The sequence below is a fragment of the Celeribacter marinus genome (assembly GCF_001308265.1).
Lineage (GTDB): Bacteria > Pseudomonadota > Alphaproteobacteria > Rhodobacterales > Rhodobacteraceae > Celeribacter > Celeribacter marinus.
Genome location: NZ_CP012023.1, coordinates 331,133 through 351,135 on the forward strand (window position 1 = coordinate 331,133; position 20,003 = coordinate 351,135).

24 protein-coding genes are annotated in these 20,003 nt (G+C 56.4%); 14 read left to right on the forward strand and 10 right to left on the reverse strand.

The features are described 5' to 3' along the window. Positions 1-59: 59 nt before the first annotated feature. Positions 60-803: a ribonuclease activity regulator RraA gene (locus tag IMCC12053_RS01595; RefSeq protein ID WP_062215074.1), complete on the reverse strand. Its 744-nt coding sequence runs from the start codon at positions 801-803 to the stop codon at positions 60-62. Positions 804-998: 195 nt separating this feature from the next. Between IMCC12053_RS01595 and IMCC12053_RS01600 the strand changes: the two genes are divergently transcribed. After that, positions 999-1,310, forward strand: coding sequence for a cupin domain-containing protein (locus tag IMCC12053_RS01600; RefSeq protein ID WP_062215076.1), 312 nt, complete (start codon positions 999-1,001; stop codon positions 1,308-1,310). A 46-nt stretch (positions 1,311-1,356) separates the two neighbouring features. Here IMCC12053_RS01600 and IMCC12053_RS01605 read toward each other — a convergent pair whose 3' ends face one another. Next, on the reverse strand, positions 1,357-2,100 hold the full coding sequence (locus IMCC12053_RS01605; protein WP_062220734.1) for an SDR family NAD(P)-dependent oxidoreductase: 744 nt from the start codon (positions 2,098-2,100) through the stop codon (positions 1,357-1,359). Positions 2,101-2,380: 280 nt separating this feature from the next. Here IMCC12053_RS01605 and IMCC12053_RS01610 point away from each other — a divergent pair, with 280 nt between their 5' ends. Next, the gene (locus IMCC12053_RS01610) at positions 2,381-3,064 is read left to right on the forward strand and encodes a GntR family transcriptional regulator (protein WP_062215077.1); all 684 of its coding nucleotides are present in this window, start codon (positions 2,381-2,383) and stop codon (positions 3,062-3,064) included. On the opposite strand, the gene IMCC12053_RS15675 is transcribed toward IMCC12053_RS01610, so the two are convergent. After that, on the reverse strand, positions 3,049-3,219 hold the full coding sequence (locus tag IMCC12053_RS15675) for a hypothetical protein (protein WP_156320724.1): 171 nt from the start codon (positions 3,217-3,219) through the stop codon (positions 3,049-3,051). The two genes, IMCC12053_RS01610 and IMCC12053_RS15675, sit on opposite strands and share 16 nt — an antisense overlap. Positions 3,220-3,394: 175 nt before the next feature. Here IMCC12053_RS15675 and IMCC12053_RS01615 point away from each other — a divergent pair, with 175 nt between their 5' ends. The 5 genes from IMCC12053_RS01615 to IMCC12053_RS01635 all read left to right on the forward strand — a co-directional run bounded on the left by IMCC12053_RS01615 (position 3,395) and on the right by IMCC12053_RS01635 (position 7,741). After that, positions 3,395-4,381 carry a TRAP transporter substrate-binding protein gene (locus tag IMCC12053_RS01615; RefSeq protein ID WP_082389006.1) on the forward strand — a complete coding sequence of 329 codons (987 nt, stop codon included), beginning with the start codon at positions 3,395-3,397 and terminating at the stop codon, positions 4,379-4,381. 94 nt (positions 4,382-4,475) lie between these two features. Further along, positions 4,476-5,006, forward strand: coding sequence for a TRAP transporter small permease (locus IMCC12053_RS01620; protein WP_062215079.1), 531 nt, complete (start codon positions 4,476-4,478; stop codon positions 5,004-5,006). A gap of 2 nt (positions 5,007-5,008) precedes the next feature. Then, positions 5,009-6,289, forward strand: a complete 1,281-nt coding sequence (locus IMCC12053_RS01625; protein ID WP_062215080.1) for a TRAP transporter large permease — start codon at positions 5,009-5,011, stop codon at positions 6,287-6,289. A 210-nt stretch (positions 6,290-6,499) separates the two neighbouring features. Further along, positions 6,500-7,057, forward strand: coding sequence for a carboxymuconolactone decarboxylase family protein (locus tag IMCC12053_RS01630; RefSeq protein WP_062215081.1), 558 nt, complete (start codon positions 6,500-6,502; stop codon positions 7,055-7,057). Between the two features lie 87 nt (positions 7,058-7,144). After that, a complete protein-coding gene (locus IMCC12053_RS01635) occupies positions 7,145-7,741 on the forward strand; it encodes a TetR/AcrR family transcriptional regulator (RefSeq protein ID WP_062215082.1) in 597 nt (198 codons plus the stop codon). Positions 7,742-7,752: 11 nt separating this feature from the next. Here IMCC12053_RS01635 and IMCC12053_RS01640 read toward each other — a convergent pair whose 3' ends face one another. The 3 genes from IMCC12053_RS01640 to IMCC12053_RS01650 all read right to left on the reverse strand — a co-directional run bounded on the left by IMCC12053_RS01640 (position 7,753) and on the right by IMCC12053_RS01650 (position 10,393). Beyond that, positions 7,753-8,457, reverse strand: a complete 705-nt coding sequence (locus tag IMCC12053_RS01640; RefSeq protein WP_062215083.1) for a DUF502 domain-containing protein — start codon at positions 8,455-8,457, stop codon at positions 7,753-7,755. 134 nt (positions 8,458-8,591) lie between these two features. Beyond that, complete coding sequence (locus IMCC12053_RS01645; protein ID WP_177205490.1) at positions 8,592-9,503, reverse strand: pseudouridine-5'-phosphate glycosidase; 912 nt, start codon at positions 9,501-9,503, stop codon at positions 8,592-8,594. Then, positions 9,500-10,393, reverse strand: coding sequence for a PfkB family carbohydrate kinase (locus IMCC12053_RS01650; RefSeq protein WP_062220740.1), 894 nt, complete (start codon positions 10,391-10,393; stop codon positions 9,500-9,502). The genes IMCC12053_RS01645 and IMCC12053_RS01650 overlap by 4 nt, the downstream gene beginning before the upstream one ends. A 260-nt stretch (positions 10,394-10,653) precedes the next feature. Between IMCC12053_RS01650 and rpsB the strand changes: the two genes are divergently transcribed. Beyond that, positions 10,654-11,421: a 30S ribosomal protein S2 gene (gene rpsB, locus IMCC12053_RS01655; protein ID WP_062215084.1), complete on the forward strand. Its 768-nt coding sequence runs from the start codon at positions 10,654-10,656 to the stop codon at positions 11,419-11,421. An 83-nt stretch (positions 11,422-11,504) separates the two neighbouring features. Next, a complete protein-coding gene (gene tsf, locus IMCC12053_RS01660) occupies positions 11,505-12,377 on the forward strand; it encodes a translation elongation factor Ts (protein ID WP_062215086.1) in 873 nt (290 codons plus the stop codon). Between the two features lie 426 nt (positions 12,378-12,803). Here tsf and IMCC12053_RS16200 read toward each other — a convergent pair whose 3' ends face one another. Next, positions 12,804-13,034 carry a response regulator transcription factor gene (locus IMCC12053_RS16200; protein ID WP_082389007.1) on the reverse strand — a complete coding sequence of 77 codons (231 nt, stop codon included), beginning with the start codon at positions 13,032-13,034 and terminating at the stop codon, positions 12,804-12,806. Beyond that, positions 13,004-13,564, reverse strand: coding sequence for an autoinducer binding domain-containing protein (locus tag IMCC12053_RS01670; RefSeq protein WP_062215090.1), 561 nt, complete (start codon positions 13,562-13,564; stop codon positions 13,004-13,006). The genes IMCC12053_RS16200 and IMCC12053_RS01670 overlap by 31 nt, the downstream gene beginning before the upstream one ends. A 496-nt stretch (positions 13,565-14,060) precedes the next feature. Here IMCC12053_RS01670 and ccmI point away from each other — a divergent pair, with 496 nt between their 5' ends. From ccmI to IMCC12053_RS01690, 3 genes are read left to right on the forward strand one after another with little or no spacing between them, the layout of a single operon-like run. Further along, a complete protein-coding gene (gene ccmI / locus IMCC12053_RS01680; RefSeq protein ID WP_062215094.1) occupies positions 14,061-15,296 on the forward strand; it encodes a c-type cytochrome biogenesis protein CcmI in 1,236 nt (411 codons plus the stop codon). Positions 15,297-15,301: 5 nt separating this feature from the next. After that, positions 15,302-15,766, forward strand: coding sequence for a Holliday junction resolvase RuvX (gene ruvX / locus IMCC12053_RS01685; protein WP_062220743.1), 465 nt, complete (start codon positions 15,302-15,304; stop codon positions 15,764-15,766). A 1-nt stretch (position 15,767) separates the two neighbouring features. Continuing rightward, positions 15,768-16,019 (forward strand): DUF1289 domain-containing protein, encoded by a 252-nt coding sequence (locus IMCC12053_RS01690; protein ID WP_062215097.1) that lies wholly within the window; start codon positions 15,768-15,770, stop codon positions 16,017-16,019. Between the two features lie 3 nt (positions 16,020-16,022). On the opposite strand, the gene IMCC12053_RS01695 is transcribed toward IMCC12053_RS01690, so the two are convergent. Then, positions 16,023-16,844 (reverse strand): sulfite exporter TauE/SafE family protein, encoded by an 822-nt coding sequence (locus tag IMCC12053_RS01695; protein WP_062215100.1) that lies wholly within the window; start codon positions 16,842-16,844, stop codon positions 16,023-16,025. Between the two features lie 135 nt (positions 16,845-16,979). Here IMCC12053_RS01695 and IMCC12053_RS01700 point away from each other — a divergent pair, with 135 nt between their 5' ends. After that, complete coding sequence (locus IMCC12053_RS01700; RefSeq protein WP_062215103.1) at positions 16,980-18,176, forward strand: multidrug effflux MFS transporter; 1,197 nt, start codon at positions 16,980-16,982, stop codon at positions 18,174-18,176. 19 nt (positions 18,177-18,195) lie between these two features. On the opposite strand, the gene IMCC12053_RS01705 is transcribed toward IMCC12053_RS01700, so the two are convergent. Then, positions 18,196-19,185 carry an oxidoreductase gene (locus tag IMCC12053_RS01705; protein ID WP_062215105.1) on the reverse strand — a complete coding sequence of 330 codons (990 nt, stop codon included), beginning with the start codon at positions 19,183-19,185 and terminating at the stop codon, positions 18,196-18,198. An 80-nt stretch (positions 19,186-19,265) separates the two neighbouring features. Between IMCC12053_RS01705 and IMCC12053_RS01710 the strand changes: the two genes are divergently transcribed. Beyond that, positions 19,266-19,979 (forward strand): FadR/GntR family transcriptional regulator, encoded by a 714-nt coding sequence (locus IMCC12053_RS01710; RefSeq protein WP_062215110.1) that lies wholly within the window; start codon positions 19,266-19,268, stop codon positions 19,977-19,979. Positions 19,980-20,003 lie beyond the last annotated feature (24 nt).

Below are 20,003 nucleotides of genomic sequence, written 5' to 3' on the forward strand. Positions count from 1 at the left end.
GTGATCATCAAGACACCATGCGCCGCCTTGATGATCACTCGTAAAGCCAAGGAGTGGTTTTAGGCGTTCTGCGCCGCTTTCCATGCCTCGAAACGGGTCAATGTATCGGGATCTGTTGGTGGATACAGACCAATGACGGCCACGCCGCGCAAGATCTCTTCGAGCACAAAATCCTCGAATTGCTCCATCGGTGCGCCTTCGTCGGCGATTTCATTGGCGAGGTGGCGGGGGATAACCATCGTGCCATCTGCGTCCCCAAGGACGATGTCACCGGGGTAGACCGCAACACCGCCACAGCTGATCGGCACATCAATGTCGATGGCGTGGTGTTTGGTCAAATTGGTCGGGGCGGATGGCTTTGCCGCAAACACCGGCATATCCAGTTTGGCGGCACCTGCGGCATCGCGAATACCACCGTCTGTGACAACACCGGCACCGCCGCGCACCTGAAGGCGGGTCAACAAAATCGAGCCTGCGGAGGCCGCTGTTGCATCCTGACGGCAATCCATCACCAACACATGGCCCTCAGGACAAGTTTCAATCGCCACACGCTGCGGATGATCAAGCTCGCGAAACGCCTCAATTGGATCGGTGTCTTCGCGCGCCGCGATGTAGCGCAGAGTAAACGCTGGTCCGACCATGCGCGGGCTGTCAGGGTTGAGGGGCATGACACCTTGAACGTAGCAGGTTTTAAAGCCCTTTTTGTAGAGCAAGGTGGCAACTGTCGCGGTGCTGATCCCTTTGAGACGGCTCAGTGTATCGGCGTTGAGGGGCAGCGCGGAGGCGGGTTGTGGGTTTGGCATAAGGCGTCCTGTTCTGAAGATGGATTATGTGAGGTGGCGGAGGTCACCGCACCTGTGTGTCTGGAGCGTGGTCAATTTCTGTTTGGGGTAGCTGCAAAAAGGATAGGGCGGGCATCACGTTGATGGCTTTCCTGATTGAATTGAGACTAGTATACTACCGTTCATTATTTTGTCTCATAAAAAGGAAAACACCCGATGAGCACACTTCCCGTTGTTTCGACTGGCGAGGATGTCACGCGGCAGGTTTTGGCGGATCATCCTGATTTGATGGTCGTGGCCTTTCGGTTTGGTGCGGTGGGTGCCGAAGGTGCGTTGCACCATCATCCGCATATTCAATCGACGTTTGTCGAAAGCGGGAGGTTCCGATTCACGGTTGGCGATGAGCAAACGGAGGTGGCCGCAGGTGACAGCTTTGTCATTCCGACCGAGGCCGTGCATGGCTGTGTGTGTTTGGAGCCTGGCACATTGATCGATTGCTTCACGCCACGGCGCGACGACTTTTTGTAAGTCCTACAGAGTGATACGGCGCGCCATGACAGCGCGCCGTGTCGTTTTAGCTAAACAACATGCCGCCATTGATATCGAGGTTTGCACCGGTGATGAACGCCGCTTGATCGCTGGCGAGATAGGTCACCAGATTGGCAACATCCATGGACGTGCCTTGGCGTTTCAATGGGGTGGCCCCCTCAACAATTTTGCGCACTTCCGGCTTTGTAAAGATGTTGTGGAAATCGGTGTCGATCATGCCGGGGCAAACGGCATTAACGCGCACATCGGGACCAAGCTCTTTGGCCAAACCGCGAGTCATCGTCATCACCGCACCTTTGGATGTGGCATATGCAATGGCACCGCCGCCACCGCCGTCACGACCCGCTTGGCTCGCGAGGTTGATGATTGCGCCGCTTTTAAGGTGGGGAAGGCAGGCTTTGACCATCAAGAACGTGCTTGTCAGGTTGAGGTCCATCACCGCGTTCCAATGCTCAAGAGACATCTCGGAAATGGTTTTGCGCGCGATCAGGCCGCCGGTATTGTTGACCAAAATGTCAACGCCGCCAAATTCGGATACGGCTTTGGCAACCAACGCGTCTACACCCTCTTGGGTGTTGAGATCGCCCTGAAGGGCCACCGCTTTACCGCCTGCGGCAGTGATGGCAGCCACGGCGGCGTCTGCGCCTTCGCTGCTTGAGAAGTAGTTGAGCACAACGTTTGCGCCTGCTTGTGCGAGACGCTCGGCACATGCGCGACCAATGTCACGTCCTGCGCCCGTTACGATTGCTGTTTTGCCCTGAAGTGTCATGCGCATTCTCCTGCGTTCATTTGCTCTGATATCGTCCCACGGGGGTGCGGATGTTTGATCCGAACGCGGTGCGCGGGGATGGGATTCGTCTAAATTGCAAAAACTGGTATACTAGTAACGAAACAGGGATACTAGTTGTAAATGTGACAAAGACGCTCCACGCATGCGGGGTACGTGCACAAAGCGGCGCGACCCTACGCGTCATCGTATGAACACATATGCACAACTAGAACTTTATAAGAGATTGAGCTAAGAGACACCGACTTAAAGGATGCGAGACATGGAACCGATCATTCAAACACGTGATAGCCGCACAAATGTGGATATTATTTTTGACCATCTTTACGATGAGATCACATCCCTTGGCCTCTTGCCGGGTACAAAAATTTCCGAAGCTGATATCGCTGCGCGCTTTGGTGTGTCACGCCAACCGGTGCGCGATGCGTTTAGCCGCCTTGAAAACATGGATCTGGTTTTAATCCGGCGTCAAAAGGCAACAGAGGTGAAGCGCTTCTCTCTCCATGCGATCACCAAGGCCCGTTTTATCCGTGCCGCGGTCGAATCCGAAGTGCTGCGGCGCGCGGCGCGTGAATGTGGTCCGGCCGAGGCGGCTTTGCTCGAGGACTGTCTGGATCAACAACGCGCCGCTGTGGCCGCGGGCGATCATATCGAATTTGGCGTGTTGGATTATGAGTTCCACCAGACCTTATGTGACATTGCAAAGGTCGCGTTTGCCTTTGATGTCATTTCAGCTGAGAAGGCCAAAGTGGACCGGTTATGCCTCTTGGGTCTGTCCAAACTGGACCGTATGCCGGACCTGCTGGCCGATCACGTGGCCATTGCCGCCGCTGTTCAGGCGGGCAACGCCGATGGCGCGGTCGAGGTGGGCATGATGCACTTGTCGCGCCTTGACGCGACAATCGAGGCCATCATCGAGCAACAAAGCAACTATTTCGAAGCATGACCCGATAGCGCGGTGTTGTTAGGGGCGGCTTCGCAAGAGGCGGTCTTTGGTTGGCCGCGCGATCGGCGGATTTGCACCAACGCGATGTTGGATGCGGCGGGGCAATTGTATGCACGCATCGGGTAATCCGCGCCCGCAACCATAAATATACCCATTTAAATCATCATATTAGGCCGTAATCCGTGCTTCGCCGCGTGCCAAAAGTCAGACTCATTTTGACAGGCCAACTATACTAATATACTAGTATTTGCGTGAGCAGCGACTCGGAGCGTGGAGACCTCCGCAAGACGGGTCGCATTGCCGCCATTTAATTGATCAGGGAGGATCAAAATGAGTTTTCTAAGCGGAATGAAAAAAGTGGCACTTGGTGCCGTATTGGCTGGTACAGCTGCAACAACAGCGGGCGCGGTCGAACTGCGCGGCTGGAACATCCACGTCGAGGACTATCCTGTGTCCATCGCAATGGATTCGTTCATGGCAGAAGTTGCCGAGCGCACCAACGGTGACGTGACAGGCAAAACCTACCACAACGGCGTTTTGGGTAGCCAGCCAGACGCAATCGAACAGATCCGCCTCGGCGTCATCGACTTTGGTGAATTCAGCCTCGGCCCAATGGGTCAGTCGATCCCTGAAACCAACGTTGTGTCCTTGCCCTTCATCTTCAAAAGCATCCCACAGATGTATGAGTTGATGGACGGCGCAGTCGGCGACGCAATCGGCGAAGGCATGAAAGCCAAAGGTATCGTGCCACTAGGTTGGTATGACGCTGGTGCACGTTCGTTCTACAACTCCGTGCGTCCGATCAACACGCCTGCCGATGTTGAAGGTCTCAAAATTCGTGTCATGAGCAACGATCTGTTCGTGAAAATGGTTGAATCCATGGACGGCAACGCGACACCAATGGCGTTTGCCGAGGTGTATCAGTCGATCAAGACGGGCGTTGTTGACGGTGCGGAAAACAACCCGCCATCCTACGACTCGACCAACCACTTTGAAGTTGCGAAATACTACTCGCTCACCGAGCACCTGATCATTCCTGAATGTCTCTGCATGAGCTTGAAGTCATGGGAAAAACTCACTGCTGATCAGCAGGAAATTCTCAAAGATGCAGGTCACAAGAGTGCTGTTCTTCAGCGCGAACTTTGGGCCGCACGCGAAGCCAAGAGCATGGAAACGGTTAAGGCCGGTGGCACAGAAGTGAACACAATCGCTGACAAAGCACCGTTTCAGGCGGCTATGGCTCCGGTCTACGAGAGCTTTCTTGCCAACAACCCAGATCTAACTGGCCTTGTCGACATGATCCGCAACGCCGACTAATCCGGCTTTGATCTCTAAGAGGCCCGTTTGTGTAAGTGCAAGCGGGCCTTTTGGTTTCATCTTTTGCCAGTCCAATCGCTATGCGGAGGCCCACATGTCGCATGCATCCCCAGTCCTTACTTTTTTTGAACGCGCACTCGATCGTATCAGCGCGTTATGCCTGTTGGTCGCGTCAATCGCGCTGATTGTTTTGATTGCCACTTTCGGGTGGCTCGTCTTTGGGCGTTATGTACTCAATGTCACGCCGACATGGGTGGAACAACTCGCTCTCCTTCTCATTTGTTATATCGCGTTTCTGGGCGCCGCCGCGGGGGTCAAGGAAGACACCCATATCGGTGTGACGCTGTTTCGCGAAATGCTGCCATTTGGCGCGCAAAAGGTTGTGATGATCGTCATTGATCTGATCTTGGCGGCTTTTGGCACCATCATGCTCATCGCAGGCATATCGTTGATGCAATTCGGCTGGTCGACGCTGCTGCCGATGCTCGATATCCCCGAGAGCTTTCGCACCCTTGCGATTACCTCGTGCGGCGCACTTACGTTGATGTTCGCCGGAACGCGCGCCGCAGTGCGTATTTTGAAATTTCGGGCGTGGTCGCCTGACGACGCTTACAAGGATAACTAAACATGGGATTGGCCATTTTATTAGGCGTCTTTGGCGTCGGTGTTGTGATCGGCTTTCCGGTTGCGTTCGCCATGGGAATTGCAGCGGCCTCCGCGTTTTGGTTCGAGGGCTTTCCAATGCTCATTACGTTCCAGCGCGCCACGGCGGGCGTCACTGTCTTTTCGCTCCTCGCCATTCCGTTCTTTGTGTTTGCGGGCGAGATCATGCTGCACGGCGGGATCGCCTCGCGATTGGTCAAATTGGCCTCGGCCTTGGTTGGCCACCTCAAAGGCGGCTTGGCGATGGTCAACATCTTTTCAAGCATGCTGTTCGGGGGCATCTCCGGGTCGGCCGTTGCCGACATTTCGGCCCTTGGATCGCTCTTGGTCCCTGTGATGAAAGAACGCGGGTACCGACCTGATTTTGCGGTGAACGTCACCGTGACCTCATCTATCGCGGGTATCGTCATCCCGCCAAGCCATAATATGATCATCTTTGCCGTAGCGGCGGGCGGGGGCATTTCCGTGTCCAAGCTGTTCCTTGCGGGTGTGATCCCTGGCATCTTGATGTGTGTCAGCTTGGCCATTGCAGCCTATATTTTGTCGATCAAGCACAACTATCCGTCCGAGCCGTTTCCGGGTTGGCGCGCGGTTGGTCGGGCCTCTGCCGATGCGATCCCCGGTTTCATGACGGCGGTTATCATCGTTGGCGGCACGCTATCGGGTGTGTTCACGGTCACGGAATCCGGTGCATTTGGTGCGCTTTACGCGGTGTTCCTCACACGCTTCTACTACCGCAGCTTGAGCATGTCCGCGTTCAAACTGGCCGTGGTCGGCGCTGTGCGCACCACCGCAATGGTGATGATCCTGATCGCATTCGCAAGCTCGTTTGCGTATCTGTTGGCCTTGTACCAAGTCCCTGAAAAGCTCAGCAATCTCTTGGTGTCGATCTCCGACAATCCGATTGTGATCTTGTTGATGATCAACATCATTTTGTTGATCCTCGGGATGATCATGGACATGGCTGCGTTGATCTTGATCTGTACGCCGATCTTTTTGCCGATTGCCGTTGGCCTTGGCATGGATCCCACCCAGTTCGGGATTATGATGTTGATCAACCTTGGTTTGGGTCTGTGCACACCACCCGTTGGAACCTGTTTGTTCGTCGGCTGCGCCGTGGGCAAAATTAAGATCGAAGAGGCGCTCAAATCCATTTGGCCATTCTATCTGGCGATTTTGGCAGCACTTTTGTTGGTCACCTATGTGCCGGCTGTGTCGCTTTGGTTGCCATCTTTGTACAACTAAAACCGAGCGGGCAGGGCGCGCGGGCCACTCATGCGGCGTGCGAGCCCTAAACCTCTAACGAATTGGCCACGGTGCACCGCGCATCGTGGCCTTTTTCGTCTCATCTCGGATGAACGCTCACGTTTGAGTGATCGCTCAAATTCAGCCATGAGTGATCACTCAAATATCCCTAAATCCCCTGTGACGCAAACACGCACAGGAGAACACCCAATGACCGATTTTACCATTCACACCATCGAAAGCGCACCCGACGAGTCCAAAGCGGGCCTTGAAACCTCGTTCAAGGCGGTCGGACGCGTTCCGGGCCTACACGGCGTTATGGCCGAAGCGCCTGCGCTCTTGGCCGCCTATCATTTTGCCCACGCGCAATTTCTGGCCACGAGTTTCGACGCCGAAGAAAAGACAGTTGTCTGGCAGTCGGTGAACGTTGAGCAAGATTGTCACTACTGTGTGCCTGCTCACACAGGGATTGCCAAAATGATGAAGGTCGATGACGCCATCACCGAGGCTCTGCGCAATGAGACGCCGCTTCCAACCGCCAAACTTGAAGCGTTGCGCACCTTTACCGTGAGTGTTGTGCGCAATCGTGGTTTTGTCGATGAGACTGAGACACAAGCGTTCCTTGACGCCGGTTACACCCAACGTCACATCCTCGAAGTGATCTTGGGCGTGTCGCAAAAGGTGATGTCAAACTACACAAACCACTTTGCCCAAACGCCCGTGGATCAAGTGTTTGAAAAATTCGCTTGGCAAAAAGCCGGCGCATAACCATCTTGGCGGTCCGCGCGCCTGTGCGGGCTGCCTCACTCGACCCGATTTAGTGCGCACAATCCGCGCCGCATGAAAGGACACGCTATGGCACGTACAGCCGCCTATGATCGCGATGCCGCCCTTGATGCGGCCATGGCGCTGTTTTGGGACAAAGGATATCATGCAACCTCGCTCAAGGATCTTGAGGCGGGGCTACACATGAAACCGGGTAGTATTTACGCGGCCTTCACCAGCAAGGAAAACCTATATCTGTTGGCATTGGCGCGGTATTTCGAGGCCTCGCGTGCGAGTTTTCGTGCCGCCATGGCGCGCGCCGACACACCGCTCACTGGATTGGCCAATCATTTTCGCACCTTCGCAAATCTGGATCCAAGCGACAAAGCCCGCCAAGCCTGTATGGTGACAAAAACCCTCATCGACACCCGCACAACCGACCCTGAAATTGTCGCAAAAGCCCGTGAATACCTCGGCGCGATGCATCAGGAGTTCAAAAGCTGTTTCGCACAGGCCATTGCCCAAGGCGCACTGTCACAGTCGTCTGACCCTGACCGCCTTGCACGGCGGTATCAGGCCAACATTTCGGCACTCAGGCTTGAGCTGGCGCGCGGTGCACCCGACGAGGATGTGATCGCATTGGCCGAAGACATGGCACATGAAATTGAGGCCATGACATTAGCATGACACTGGCGTGTTTACGTGCTTGATTTCGGGGCAGGGGCTGGAGTGCTCGGGTTTTTCGGGTTGGGATAGACCAGACCCGCAGAGATCACCAGTTTCGCCGCATCTTCGACCGTCATATCAAGCGTGATGAGATCAGACCGCGGGAAAAAGAGTAGAAAGCCGGACGTGGGATTGGGCGTTGTTGGCACAAACACCGACACCATTTCCTCTTGCTGTGGTGTGCGTTTGGCAATCTCGCCTTTGGCGGTTGTCGACACAAACCCGATCGCCCAAATGCCCTTGCGCGGGTACTCTAGCAAACACGCCTCATCAAACGAGGTTTCCGTTTGCGCAAATACGGTCTCCGCAATCTGTTTGGCCCCGTTATAGATCGAGCGCACCACGGGTGTGCGATCCACAAGACCCTCGGCAAAGCGCAACAACGACCGCCCCACGAGGCCTTTCGCAATCCAGCCAACGATGATCGTGAACATCAAAAAGATGATGACGCCTACACCGCGTAGATTGATGCCGATATATTGTTCAGGTTGGAATTTCAGCGGTACAAACGTAAGCGCCCATCCGTCAACCCAGCCAATCACGGTCCAGATCACATAGGCCGTAAGCCCGATGGGGGCCACGACGACAAGACCCGTCAGGAACGACGAGCGCAACCACCCGAAAAAGCCGCTGCGACGGTGTTTTGGGAGGATATCCTCTTCGAAGGGATTGTTCATTTAGATGTGTCGCTCGCTGCCTAAGGGGCCGTGCGGGTCAACCGCAGGCCTGTTGAGTTGAACTTAGGCAGCAAAGCGAGAATGCACAAGTAAACGGCGCGCGATTTAACGTGTCTTTCGCGCTATCGCACGCCTCAAAGGGCGTAAGCGACCGCAATTTGTGCAGCAAGGCGCGCGTTGTTGCGCACCAAGGCGATGTTCGCGACCAAGGAACGGCCTTCGGTCAACTCGAACATGCGCTGTAGCAAGAACGGGGTGACGGCCTTGGCGGCGATGCCTTGGGCCTCGGCCTCTGCGAGGGCTTGTTCTACGTAGGGCATGATAATGTCGCGTGTGATCTCGTCGGCCAGCGGGATTGGATTAGCGACCAGTTGACCGCCCTTGAGGCCCATGGCCGCACGCGTCTTTGCGGATTTGGCGATCAATGCAGGATCATCAAGGCGCAGCGGGGCGGTAATACCGGACTCACGCGACCAAAAAGCGGGTAACGCATCTTGACCATATGCAATCACCGGCACGCCGTGGGTTTCCAACACTTCGAGCGTCTTGGGGATATCAAGAATGGCTTTGGGACCGGCTGCAACCACGGTCACAGGCGTTTCGCCCAGCTCCAACAGGTCGGCGGAGATATCGAATGTCTCTTGGGCACCGCGGTGAACGCCGCCGATCCCGCCCGTTGCAAAGACCGAAATCCCCGCCATGTGCGCCGCAATCATGGTTGCCGCAACGGTTGTGGCCCCTGTAGCCCCTTTGGCGATACATACCGGCATATCGGCGCGCGACACTTTCATTACGTCCGTGGCTTGGGCCAGTTCGGTGAGTTGCGCGTCCGTCAGTCCGATATGCAAGACACCGTTCAAAATCGCGATGGTCGCAGGTGTGGCCCCTGCGGCGCGCACATCGGCCTCGACCATCTGCGCGGTCTCGACGTTTTGAGGGTAGGGCATCCCGTGGGTGATGATCGTGCTCTCCAAGGCCACAACAGGAGCGCCCGCTTTGAGGGCCGTGGCAACTTCGGGCGAATAGGTCAGGGGCAGGGTGGTCATAGTGGTGTGTCTCCAGAAACATAGTGGGCAGCGGCTTGTAGCGCTTGGGTCAATGCGGCTTCATCACTTGCGCCGCGCAGCTCGGCCGCGATGTGCGCGGCCATAAACGTGTCGCCCGCACCGGTGACGCGGGCCACCAAAACCTCGGGTGGGGTTTGGGTAATGAGATGACCAGCGCGTGCCAATGACGCATCGTGGCCACCATTGGTGACGAGGACACGGTGCGCGCCGAGTTCAACCAATGCTGTCGCAGCATCGGCCGCACTGTCGAAGGCGCGATGCGCCAAAAGGCCGGCCTCTTCCAAATTGACGTACAGCGTAGCTTTGGGATGTGTGAGCAGGGGCATCAACCGCTCCGCCTTACCCGGTGAGGCGGGGGCCACACGCAGATCGGCCAAGGCAAAGACCGGCGAACGGGCAATATCGCGTAGCAATTCCGTGGTCAGATTGCCGTCCAGCGCAACAAGACCACAATAGGGGGCGTGCTCAGAGCCAAGGCGTCCATCTTTGAGCGGGCGCAAAATTTTGTCACCTGCCGCCTCAAGCGAGTGGGCATCGGCAATCGCCGCGATCAACCCGTTTGCACCCTCGATGGCCATATAGGTGTCGGTGGGCAAATCGTCGGAGCGGTAGACATGAGCGGTTTCAATCCCGCGCACGGTGGCCGCCGCGATCAATTCATCGCCCTCGGCATCCCGCCCAACGGCCGTGAGCACGGACGGCGCAAGTCCGAAGCGTGACAGGGCCATGGCAATATTCATCGCCACACCGCCCGGCACACGCACAATGCGTCCGGGCACGTCCGATCCGACCCTCATCGAGCGGTCAGAGCGGCCAATGATGTCCCAAAGAACGGACCCGATACAAAGGATGTCAGGATGTTGTGTCATACGCCACAAGTCGGCGTTTTTTGACCGTTTGGCAAGAGATGGCGTGCGCTTTGGCGCAGACAGCCGCTTTTTACGGTGAAAACACCTGAAATAACCGCTATTCGTCGTGCAGGGCTTGCACAGGGCCAAAAACGCTTCTATATGCGCGATCACTTCACAGGCGGAGGCGGGCCTTCGAGGGAGAAATCCTCGCAAGTCCACCGGTTGGGGCAATCGCTCTGAGACCCTCCGCCAAGGTATAAAACCGGAAAGGAAAAGACATGGGTCTTCCTGATTTCTCCATTCGTCAGCTCTTGGAAGCTGGCGTTCACTATGGTCACCAGACACAGCGCTGGAACCCACGTATGGGCGAGTTTATCTACGGCTCGCGCAACGGCATCCACATTTTCGACCTGACACAGACTGTTCCAATGCTCGACCAAGCGTTGCAGGTTGTGCGCGATACAGCCGCTAAAGGCGGTCGTATTCTGTTTGTTGGCACAAAGCGTCAGGCCGCTGGCCCCGTGGCACAGGCCGCAGAGCAGTGTGCACAGTACTACATGAACCACCGCTGGCTCGGTGGCACGCTGACCAACTGGAAAACCGTTTCCCAGTCGATCCAGCGTCTCAACAAAATTGACGAGACACTCGGCGGTGGCGCAGAAGGCCTCACCAAGAAAGAGCGCCTCCACATGGAACGTGACCAGACCAAATTGCAGGCGTCGCTCGGCGGCATCCGCGAAATGGGCGGTGTTCCTGACCTTCTCTTCGTCATCGACGTGAAAAAAGAGACCCTCGCAATCGCTGAAGCCAACAAACTGGGTATCCCTGTTGTGGCTGTTGTTGACTCCAACTGCCCACCGGATGGCATCGATTACATCATCCCAGGCAACGACGATGCATCGCGTGCGATCAGCCTCTACACCGACCTCGTGGCGCGTGCCGCCCTTGACGGTATGACTGAGCAGATGGGTGCCGCAGGCATCGACATCGGCGCAATGGAAGAGGCGCTTGTTGAAGACGCCGTTGCGGACGCCGCAACCGAGTAATCTCGACGTCGTTACAAGACTGACACGGGGGCAGGGTAAGCCCGCCCCCGTAACCGTTTCAAAGAATTTACAGGAGAGCCAACATGGCAATCACTGCTGCAATGGTAAAAGAACTGCGCGAAGCAACCGCCGCAGGCATGATGGACGCTAAAAAAGCGCTGACCGAAACCGATGGCGATTTTGAAGCTGCGGTTGACTGGTTGCGTACAAAAGGTCTCGCAAAAGCTGCAAAGAAATCCGGCCGTACCGCCGCCGAGGGCCTTGTCGCCGTCGCCGTTGAAGGTGGCAAAGGGGTCGCGGTCGAAGTGAACTCCGAGACCGATTTCGTTGCGAAAAACGCCGAATTCCAAGGCATGGTTGCCTCCATCGCTCAAGCTGCTTTGGGTGTTTCGACAACCGAAGAACTTGCTGCGGCTGATGTTGCTGGCAAATCCGTAGCCGACACAATCACCGCAAAAATCGCGACGATTGGTGAAAACATGGGCCTGCGCCGCATGGCCACCGTTGAGGGCGACACAGTTGTGTCCTACGTCCACAACGCGGCTGCTGACGGTCTTGGCCGTATCGGCGTGCTTGTTGCACTCAAAGGCGACAATCCAGCGTTTGGCAAACAGGTTGCAATGCACATTGCGGCAGCAAACCCCGCGGCCTTGAGCGAAGCAGACATGGATGCGTCCATTGTCGAAAAAGAAAAGCAGGTTCAAATGGATATCGCTCGCGAATCCGGCAAGCCAGAGAACATCATCGAGAACATGATTGTCGGTCGTATGAAGAAATTCGTTGCCGAAAGCACACTTCTTGGTCAGGCGTTCGTGATCAATCCTGATCTCACAGTTGAGAAAGCGGCAGCTGAAGCTGGCGTTGAGATCCTCAGCTTTGTTCGCCTCGAAGTTGGCGAAGGCATTGAAAAAGAAGAAGACAACTTTGCAGCTGAAGTGGCCGCAATGCAGGGCTAAGCCCAGCGTTCTTTTTTAGACCTACGAGAGGCCGATGCAGCGATGTGTCGGCCTTTTTTGTATCTCAAGCATCTGTCTCAACGAAACCGACACGCGGCACCCAAAGGCACACGGCACCCAAAATTAAAAAGCGGCACCCGAGGGCACCGCTTTTATGTCTGAAACATCGCAATTTCGGGATGAGATCACGCGACAACCAGATAAATATGGGAGGGTGACGATCAGACCAATATGACCGCCCCCTGAAGGCTAACAAGCAACCCAAAACGTAGAACGATCAGAAATACCAGACCGCGATCTACATCCAATTCCGAGGCTTAGCCTCATACACGGAATACACTCTAAGTGCACGAATTGGACCAATCTGGAAAGTGTGGAAAACCCCACCTTTGGCTAAAAAGATACTAACGAGTGCGTTTTGAAACTTTAGTTTGGCCGCTCTGTGAATATTTGGTTGTACACAGATGCCTTGTGAATCGCTTGAGCTGTCGTTTGGACGCCGAGGGCCTCGCGCGCGAGACGTAGGTGTTTTTCGACCGTGCGCTGCGTCAAACCAATGATCGCCGCCGCGTCCGCAATTGATTTGCCGCTGCCAACCCATTCCAGAACTTCGGTCTGGCGCGCGGTTAACACTCGGCGGGGAAGGGGCAGTGACATAATGCGCAAATGGCCACTTCGCTGATCATCGACAGATCATCCCCGTGCGCCTCCCACAACGCATCCGCCTTATCCTGATCGTCATCAAATGGCGCAAGGGCAAATCCCATGCCTGCCTTTTCGTGCGATCGTGACGGGCGGAACCCCAAGGTCAATCCAGCCATCATCCCGTGTTGAAGGTTAAAGGCCACAACTTCCTTTTGCACGTCATCGAACGTGTGGTAGTTCTCAGAGATCAAACGCCAAGACCGTACACCGTTGTTTTCAAGGGCCCATTTGGCCATCGGTGCCACTTTGTAGCGTTCCTGATCGAGCACAAACCCCTTGATAAACGCCGTTGGGTAGTTCGACATCACAAGGTGGTCGCCTTCGTCACCCATGCCGTTGGCCGTGCGAAAGCGCGTAAAGGCGTACATCGCCAATGGAAATCCGCGTTCCTGTATCGCCTCAAGCAAATGTTGCCATGCCGTTTCAGCCGATGTTGCATCAACGATATTGCGCAGGACATTTTGAATGTTTTTGATGGTCACGTTCAATCTCCGATTGAGGTCGATTGTGTTTACCTTTGGGGTGAGTGTCAATTCGATGCATCCGTATTTATACGGACTGACCTTATGCTACAACGCCCTAAACCTAAGATCACATGTCGCATCGGCGTTGTGTTTTGCAGTTCAACAGGGAATGCATTATTGTTTGATTACTTATTAAAAGCAGATAGTTATCGCGACATCTAAAAGCAAAAATGCAAGCCGCCGTGCGAGGTTTGTCGTTCTGGCTATATCTTAAATTTACATAATACAGATTATAAGAATAACGCTACGTTCTGAAATGCGCTTGGCTATACGTGGTAAATCATGCACGCGAGTTCACCCCCCACACCCATGTCGGCGTTGCGCAGCAACCCGTGCGCTTTGGCGTGCGCGCGCCTGTCGGGTCACTCGGTCACACCCACGTCATTGGGGGTTCCACACAGCCCTGCGTATCGCTAAACCAAGTTGACGAAAACCAACCAACGGACGCGCGCGCATGACATTCTGGATTATCACCCTTGTGATTGCACTTTTGGCTACGGCCCCCTTGGTGGTGGCGTTTCGACGTGCGCGTGGCCTTGGTCGGCTTGATACATCCAAAGCAGATGTCGAAATGAGCGTCTACCGTGACCAATTGTCCGAAGTGGATCGTGATTTCGAGCGTGGCGTGTTTTCGCCCGAAGATGCCAAACGCGCCAAATTAGAGATTTCGCGGCGCTTGCTTGAGGCCGATGCTGCGCGCACAGGATCGCACTCTGGTGATGGCAAAGCATCATTGTTTGGCGCGCTCGCCCTTGGCGGTGTCATTATCGGCGCAGGTCTTTGGCTTTATAATGATCTTGGTGCGCCCAACTACGAAGACTTGCCCCTGTCTCGTCGCTTTGAGATGGCGGCGCAGACACGCGCAGATCGTCCTGCCCAGATTGAGGCCGAGGCGCTTGCACGTCCGGCGGCGGCCATACAAGAGCCTGACGCGCGCCACGTTGAATTGCTCGAAAAACTGCGTTCTGCCATGATTGAACGCCCCGATGATCTACAAGGGTACATGCTCTTGGCGCGCAACGAGGCCGTGGTGGGCAATTACAAAGAGGCCTATACCGCACAACAAGAGGTTGTACGCCTGAGGGCTTCTGCTGCCACCGCAGACGACTACGCGGATCTCGCCGACATGATGATTTTGGCCGCAGGTGGCTTTGTGTCGCCCGAGGCGGAAAATGCTTTGAGCAAGGCGCTCTCGCTTGACCCTCAAAACGGTGCTGCGATCTACTATTCGGGGTTGATGTTTGCCCAAACCGGACGTCCCGACATGACATTTCGCCTTTGGAGTGGTCTGTTGAGCTCCTCCGCACCAGACGCCCCATGGGTGCCGCCTGTGCGGGGTCAGATCGAGGCCGTTGCTCAAGCCGCTGGCGTGAAATACACCCTACCCCCGCTTTCGAACGGTGGCGCGCTGAATGGGCCATCTGCTGAAGACATTGAAAACGCTGCAGATATGACGCCGCAGGAGCGCCAAGAGATGATCCGTGGCATGGTCGAAGGATTGTCGGCGCGCTTGGCCAATTCGGGCGGCACCGCAGAGGAATGGTCGCGCCTGATTTCGTCACTGGCCATGCTTGGTGAAATGGACCGCGCCACAGCGATCTGGAAAGAAGCACAAGTGATTTTCGGAGCCACGCCCGAGGCGATGGCAATCGTACGCGGTGGCGCAGTTCAAGCGGGCATCGTTCAGTGAGCGGCCTGATATTCGACGACATAGGCGCGTTTAAGGCCACCCTGCCCGCAATGCGGTCTGTGGCGGGCTTGGATTTGGGCGATAAAACCATTGGCGTGGCGATCTCGGACCGCTTGCTCACGGTTGCCACCCCGACAGACACGATCCGGCGTAAAAAATTCGGTGTGGACGCGGAAAGCTTGCTCGCCCTTTTGACGGCGCGCGAGGTCGGCGGGATCATATTGGGCCTGCCGCGCAATATGGACGGATCAGAGGGACCACGGTGTCAAAAGACGCGGGCCTTTGCGCGCAACCTGTCGCAACTCACCCCCCTGCCGATCACCTTTTGGGACGAACGCCTGTCCACTGTCGCGGCTGAGCGCGCCATGTTGGAGGCCGATATGTCACGCGCCAAACGGGCCGAAAAGATCGACCAAGTGGCCGCCAGTGTGATTTTGCAAGGCGCGTTAGATCGCTTGCGGAATATTTGACATGAACAGCAATGAGAGCCGCAAGGTCTGGTCGCGGGCCGAAATTGAAAGCCCTTGCACCAATGTGTGCCAGATTGATCCTGATACCCGTTTGTGTCTGGGCTGTGCGCGCTCGATTGACGAGATTGGCGCATGGGGCAGTTTGAGCGCCGAGGCGCGCCGCACCATTATGGCCGAGCTGCCCACGCGTCAGATCAGTACCGGCAAACGCAAAGGCGGCCGTGCGGCGCGCCTCAAACGCAAATCGGTCTGAGCCTTATCCCCAAAGTGCCTTGCGCAGCATGTTGAGCGCCACAAGGATCAAGAACCCGCCAAAGACGCGCTTGAGTGGTTTGGGGTCCATGGCGTGGGCAATTCTCGCTCCAATTGGCGCGGTCAAAAGCGTCATTGAAACGACAACCAAAAACGCCGCGATATTCACCGCCCCGACCGTAAAGGGAGGTGTGACCTCAGCTGGCAAATCCGCGAACAAGAACCCGATCACAGAGGGCACGGCGATAATGGCCCCAAATCCCGCAGCGGTCGCAACCGCGCGGTGAATAGGCACGCCGTAAAGTGTCATGGTGGGCACCCCGAAAGAGCCGCCGCCAATGCCCATCAGCACCGACATAAACCCGATGAAGGGGGCAACCACGGCGCGCATCGCGCCTTTTGGCATCTCGGTGCCCAAACGCCATGCCGAATTTCCGAACGCCATATAAAGACCAATAAAGATACCGACACCGCCAAAGATCAAGATCAGCGTCTCAGAGCGCAAGCTTGAGGCGACGAACACCCCGACAATGGCCCCGATCACGATGCCGGGGGCAAAGCTCTTGAGGATCGGCCATTCGACCGCGCCCTTTTTGTGGTGTGAGGAGACAGAGCGCACGGAGGTGACAATGATCGTGGCCAGTGATGTGGCCAGACAGATTTGCATCAATTGCGGACTGTCATATCCAAGGCCCGAAAAGGCATAGTAGAACGCCGGAACCAAGACGATCCCGCCGCCCACGCCCAACAATCCCGCAAGAACACCTGCAAAGGCTCCGATCACGGCAATCATCGCCGCGAAGGGTAAAATTGTTGCAATATCCATTCCGCACACCCCTTGTTGTCTGAATACGTCAGTAAACGCACCAGCAGTACTTGACCAGACGCACAAATGTCGATCCAAGATGCACGAAAACGCACATGTTTGGGCCGCGTACGGCCCGCTTTTTGGAGAGTATGAATGTCACCCCTTATGCGTAGCGCCATCGTTCTTGGGCTTTTGTCGGCTGTTGGGCCGTTTGCGATTGATATGTTCTTGCCCGCCCTGCCCGCGATTGCCGCCGATCTGGGCGCGTCTGTGGCCACGACACAAGGGACAATCACGTTCTACTTTATCGCCTTTGGCCTTACACAACTGATCTACGGGCCGTGGTCGGATCAGGTGGGGCGCAAGCTGCCGCTTTATGTTGGACTGGGGCTGTTTCTCATTGCATCTTTGTGCGCCACACTGGCACCGACAATTGACATGCTGATTTTGGCGCGTGTGGGTCAAGGACTTGGGGCCGCCTCATTGATGGTTGTCACCCGTGCGATCATTCGTGACGAATACACCGGCTACGAGGCCACAAAACTTATGGGGCTGATTATGCTCGTCTTTTCCGTCTCGCCGATGTTTGCGCCGCTGTCGGGTGCGGCTCTGATCACGGTGACGGGATGGCGCGGGATTTTCGCGGCAATGGCCGTTGCCGCTTTGGTGGCGATGCTTGTCACGGCCGTGTGGCAGGCCGAAACCCTCCCCAAAGAACACCGTGTTCCTGTGCACCTCAAAACGATGGGGCGCGGCATCCGCACGCTAATGCGTGACCCTGTTTTTATGGGGCTGACGTTTGTTGGCGGCTTCGGGATGGCGGCGTTCTTTATCTTTATTGCCTCGGCTGCGTTTGTCTATGTCGAGACATTCGGCCTGACGCCCACGCAATTCTCCTTGGCCTTTACGGTCAATGCCATGGGCTTTATCGGCGCATCACAAGCCGCAGCGCCGTTGATGCAAAAACATGGCGCGCTCACGATCATCTTGCTCGGCGTGGGCGGGTTTGCCGCGTCGATGTACGTGTTGATGGCCTTGGCGCTGATGGGTCTCGCAAGTTTCCCCGTAATCCTCGCGGGGTTGATCGCGGGCTTTGGCTTTATGGGGTTGGTGATCCCGACCACAATGGTCGCCGCTCTTGATCCGCATGGCGATATCGCGGGATTGGCGTCCTCACTTGGCGGGACATTGCAAATGGTGGCCGGTGGCGTGATGGTCGCCGCATCCGGCCCGTTTTTCGACGGCACACCAACCCCGATGATCGGGGCAATGACCGTGTGTTCGCTCATCACACTTGGCCTGCTTTTGGCGATTTTGCCCCGCGCGCGCCGCATCATGTCAGCGGGTTAGGCGCGAGGCAAAGCCGTGGTTAGGCGTTGACGTCGACGACAACACGGCCTTTGATGCCGCCCTTCAGGATCGCCGCACCCAAGTCGGGCAGCTCGGTGAGCGTGGCGGGGTGAACCATGTCGTGCAGCTTTGCCAATGGCAGATCCGTGGCCACCCGCGCCCATGCCCGTTTGCGGTTCTCGGTCGGCTGCGTCACTGAATCAATGCCAAGCAAGTTCACACCGCGCAACAAAAACGGCACTACGGATGCAGGCAAATGCGCCCCACCGGCAAGACCCACGGCTGCAACAGAAGCGCCGTATTTCATCTGGCCAAGAATGCGCGCCAACATATCACCGCCGACTGCATCAATGCAGCCCGCCCATGTCTCGGTCTCAAGCGGACGTTTGACCGTCTCGTTGATCTCGTCGCGCGCAATGATTGTTTTGGCCCCTAGCGATTTGAGGTAGTCCGCCTGCTCGGGACGCCCCGTCACAGCCGCCACATCATAGCCAATGTGGGCCAAAATTGCAGTCGCCACAGAGCCAACCCCGCCCGCAGCGCCGGTGACCAACACCGGCCCCTTGTCTGGGGTCAGCCCGTGATCCTCAAGCGCCATAACGGCCAGCATCGCGGTGAAGCCCGCCGTGCCCACGGCCATCGCGTCATGCGGGCTAAGCCCATCGGGCAGCGGCACAAGCCAATCGGCTTTCACACGGGCTTTCTCGGCATAGCCGCCCCACCGGTTTTCACCCACACGCCAACCGGTCAACACGACCTTATCGCCCGCTGCAAACCGTGGATCGTCCGATGTTTCGACCGTGCCAGCAAAATCAATGCCCGGAACATGGGGGTAGTTGCGCACCAAACCGCCGCCCTTGGGCGACAGGCACAACCCGTCTTTGTAGTTGAGCGTCGAATACTCCACGGCCACTGTTACGTCACCCTCAGGCAGCATGGCCTCGTCGATGTCCGTAATCTGTGCAGCGGCCAAACCGTCCTCACCTTGTTCCATCACCAATGCGCGCATGTCGTCCTCCGATCCTGAGCTTGCAATACAATCGTCTTGCCTCCATAATTGTCAGACAAATGCAGGAGTTGGCAAGTCAAATGTCAGACAATTTACAAGCCACTGATATTAAGCAAGATTTGTCTGCGTCAATCGCAGACAGAATACGCGCCGACATTCTTTCGGGCCGTTTGGCCGCCGATGACCGCCTTCCCTGCGAACAGGATCTGGCCGAGGCCCACGGCGTGTCCCGTGCCACCGTGCGAGAGGCGTTGAAACGACTTGCGGCGCAAAGCCTCATCCGGACCAAGCGCGGCGCCACGGGCGGTGCCTTTGTCAATCGCCAGTCCTTTCGTGAGGCCTATGCACAGATGGCCTCCACCGCCACCTTGTTGATTACGCTAAACGAAGTGGATATCGCCACGGCCTGCGAAGCGCGGTTCGCACTTGAACGCGGGTGCGCTCGGCTTGCGGCCAAACATCGCGAACAGGTCCACATCGACACCATGCGCCGCGAAGTGGCCCGCCAACGCGATCCGAACCTGAGCGACGAGGCATTTTGTGCCTCCGATGTGGTGTTTCACCGGGCTTTGGTCGATGCCGCCGCCAACCCCGTTTTGTCGTGGCAACTGGCCGCCGCAATCGAAGGTATCGAGCCGTTGATGAATATTCTCACCTACCGGCAACGCGACCGCGATGCGGTTGTGACACTGCACAATGCGATCGTCGATGCATTGGAAAACCGTGTCGGCTCTAAAATCGAGAGCCTGTTGGACCACTTGTGCGACCAGACCCTGCGCACCGCACTGGCCTGACTAGAGTGGCCTGACCTCACACTG

What these genes read in the sequence shown, in the direction of transcription:
- IMCC12053_RS01620 (WP_062215079.1), top strand. Translation starts at nt 4,476, where the DNA reads ATGTCGCATGCATCCCCAGTCCTTACTTTTTTTGAACGCGCACTCGAT.
- IMCC12053_RS01625 (WP_062215080.1), top strand. Translation starts at nt 5,009, where the DNA reads ATGGGATTGGCCATTTTATTAGGCGTCTTTGGCGTCGGTGTTGTGATC.
- IMCC12053_RS01645 (WP_177205490.1), bottom strand. Translation starts at nt 9,503, where the DNA reads ATGACCACCCTGCCCCTGACCTATTCGCCCGAAGTTGCCACGGCCCTC.
- IMCC12053_RS01710 (WP_062215110.1), top strand. Translation starts at nt 19,266, where the DNA reads ATGTCAGACAATTTACAAGCCACTGATATTAAGCAAGATTTGTCTGCG.
- IMCC12053_RS01695 (WP_062215100.1), bottom strand. Translation starts at nt 16,844, where the DNA reads ATGGATATTGCAACAATTTTACCCTTCGCGGCGATGATTGCCGTGATC.
- IMCC12053_RS01700 (WP_062215103.1), top strand. Translation starts at nt 16,980, where the DNA reads ATGTCACCCCTTATGCGTAGCGCCATCGTTCTTGGGCTTTTGTCGGCT.
- IMCC12053_RS01705 (WP_062215105.1), bottom strand. Translation starts at nt 19,185, where the DNA reads ATGCGCGCATTGGTGATGGAACAAGGTGAGGACGGTTTGGCCGCTGCA.
- IMCC12053_RS01690 (WP_062215097.1), top strand. Translation starts at nt 15,768, where the DNA reads ATGAACAGCAATGAGAGCCGCAAGGTCTGGTCGCGGGCCGAAATTGAA.
- IMCC12053_RS01595 (WP_062215074.1), bottom strand. Translation starts at nt 803, where the DNA reads ATGCCAAACCCACAACCCGCCTCCGCGCTGCCCCTCAACGCCGATACA.
- tsf (WP_062215086.1), top strand. Translation starts at nt 11,505, where the DNA reads ATGGCAATCACTGCTGCAATGGTAAAAGAACTGCGCGAAGCAACCGCC.
- IMCC12053_RS15675 (WP_156320724.1), bottom strand. Translation starts at nt 3,219, where the DNA reads ATGGGTATATTTATGGTTGCGGGCGCGGATTACCCGATGCGTGCATAC.
- IMCC12053_RS01605 (WP_062220734.1), bottom strand. Translation starts at nt 2,100, where the DNA reads ATGACACTTCAGGGCAAAACAGCAATCGTAACGGGCGCAGGACGTGAC.
- IMCC12053_RS01615 (WP_082389006.1), top strand. Translation starts at nt 3,395, where the DNA reads ATGAGTTTTCTAAGCGGAATGAAAAAAGTGGCACTTGGTGCCGTATTG.
- IMCC12053_RS01635 (WP_062215082.1), top strand. Translation starts at nt 7,145, where the DNA reads ATGGCACGTACAGCCGCCTATGATCGCGATGCCGCCCTTGATGCGGCC.
- ccmI (WP_062215094.1), top strand. Translation starts at nt 14,061, where the DNA reads ATGACATTCTGGATTATCACCCTTGTGATTGCACTTTTGGCTACGGCC.
- IMCC12053_RS01630 (WP_062215081.1), top strand. Translation starts at nt 6,500, where the DNA reads ATGACCGATTTTACCATTCACACCATCGAAAGCGCACCCGACGAGTCC.
- IMCC12053_RS01650 (WP_062220740.1), bottom strand. Translation starts at nt 10,393, where the DNA reads ATGACACAACATCCTGACATCCTTTGTATCGGGTCCGTTCTTTGGGAC.
- IMCC12053_RS01600 (WP_062215076.1), top strand. Translation starts at nt 999, where the DNA reads ATGAGCACACTTCCCGTTGTTTCGACTGGCGAGGATGTCACGCGGCAG.
- IMCC12053_RS01640 (WP_062215083.1), bottom strand. Translation starts at nt 8,457, where the DNA reads ATGAACAATCCCTTCGAAGAGGATATCCTCCCAAAACACCGTCGCAGC.
- rpsB (WP_062215084.1), top strand. Translation starts at nt 10,654, where the DNA reads ATGGGTCTTCCTGATTTCTCCATTCGTCAGCTCTTGGAAGCTGGCGTT.
- IMCC12053_RS16200 (WP_082389007.1), bottom strand. Translation starts at nt 13,034, where the DNA reads ATGTCACTGCCCCTTCCCCGCCGAGTGTTAACCGCGCGCCAGACCGAA.
- IMCC12053_RS01610 (WP_062215077.1), top strand. Translation starts at nt 2,381, where the DNA reads ATGGAACCGATCATTCAAACACGTGATAGCCGCACAAATGTGGATATT.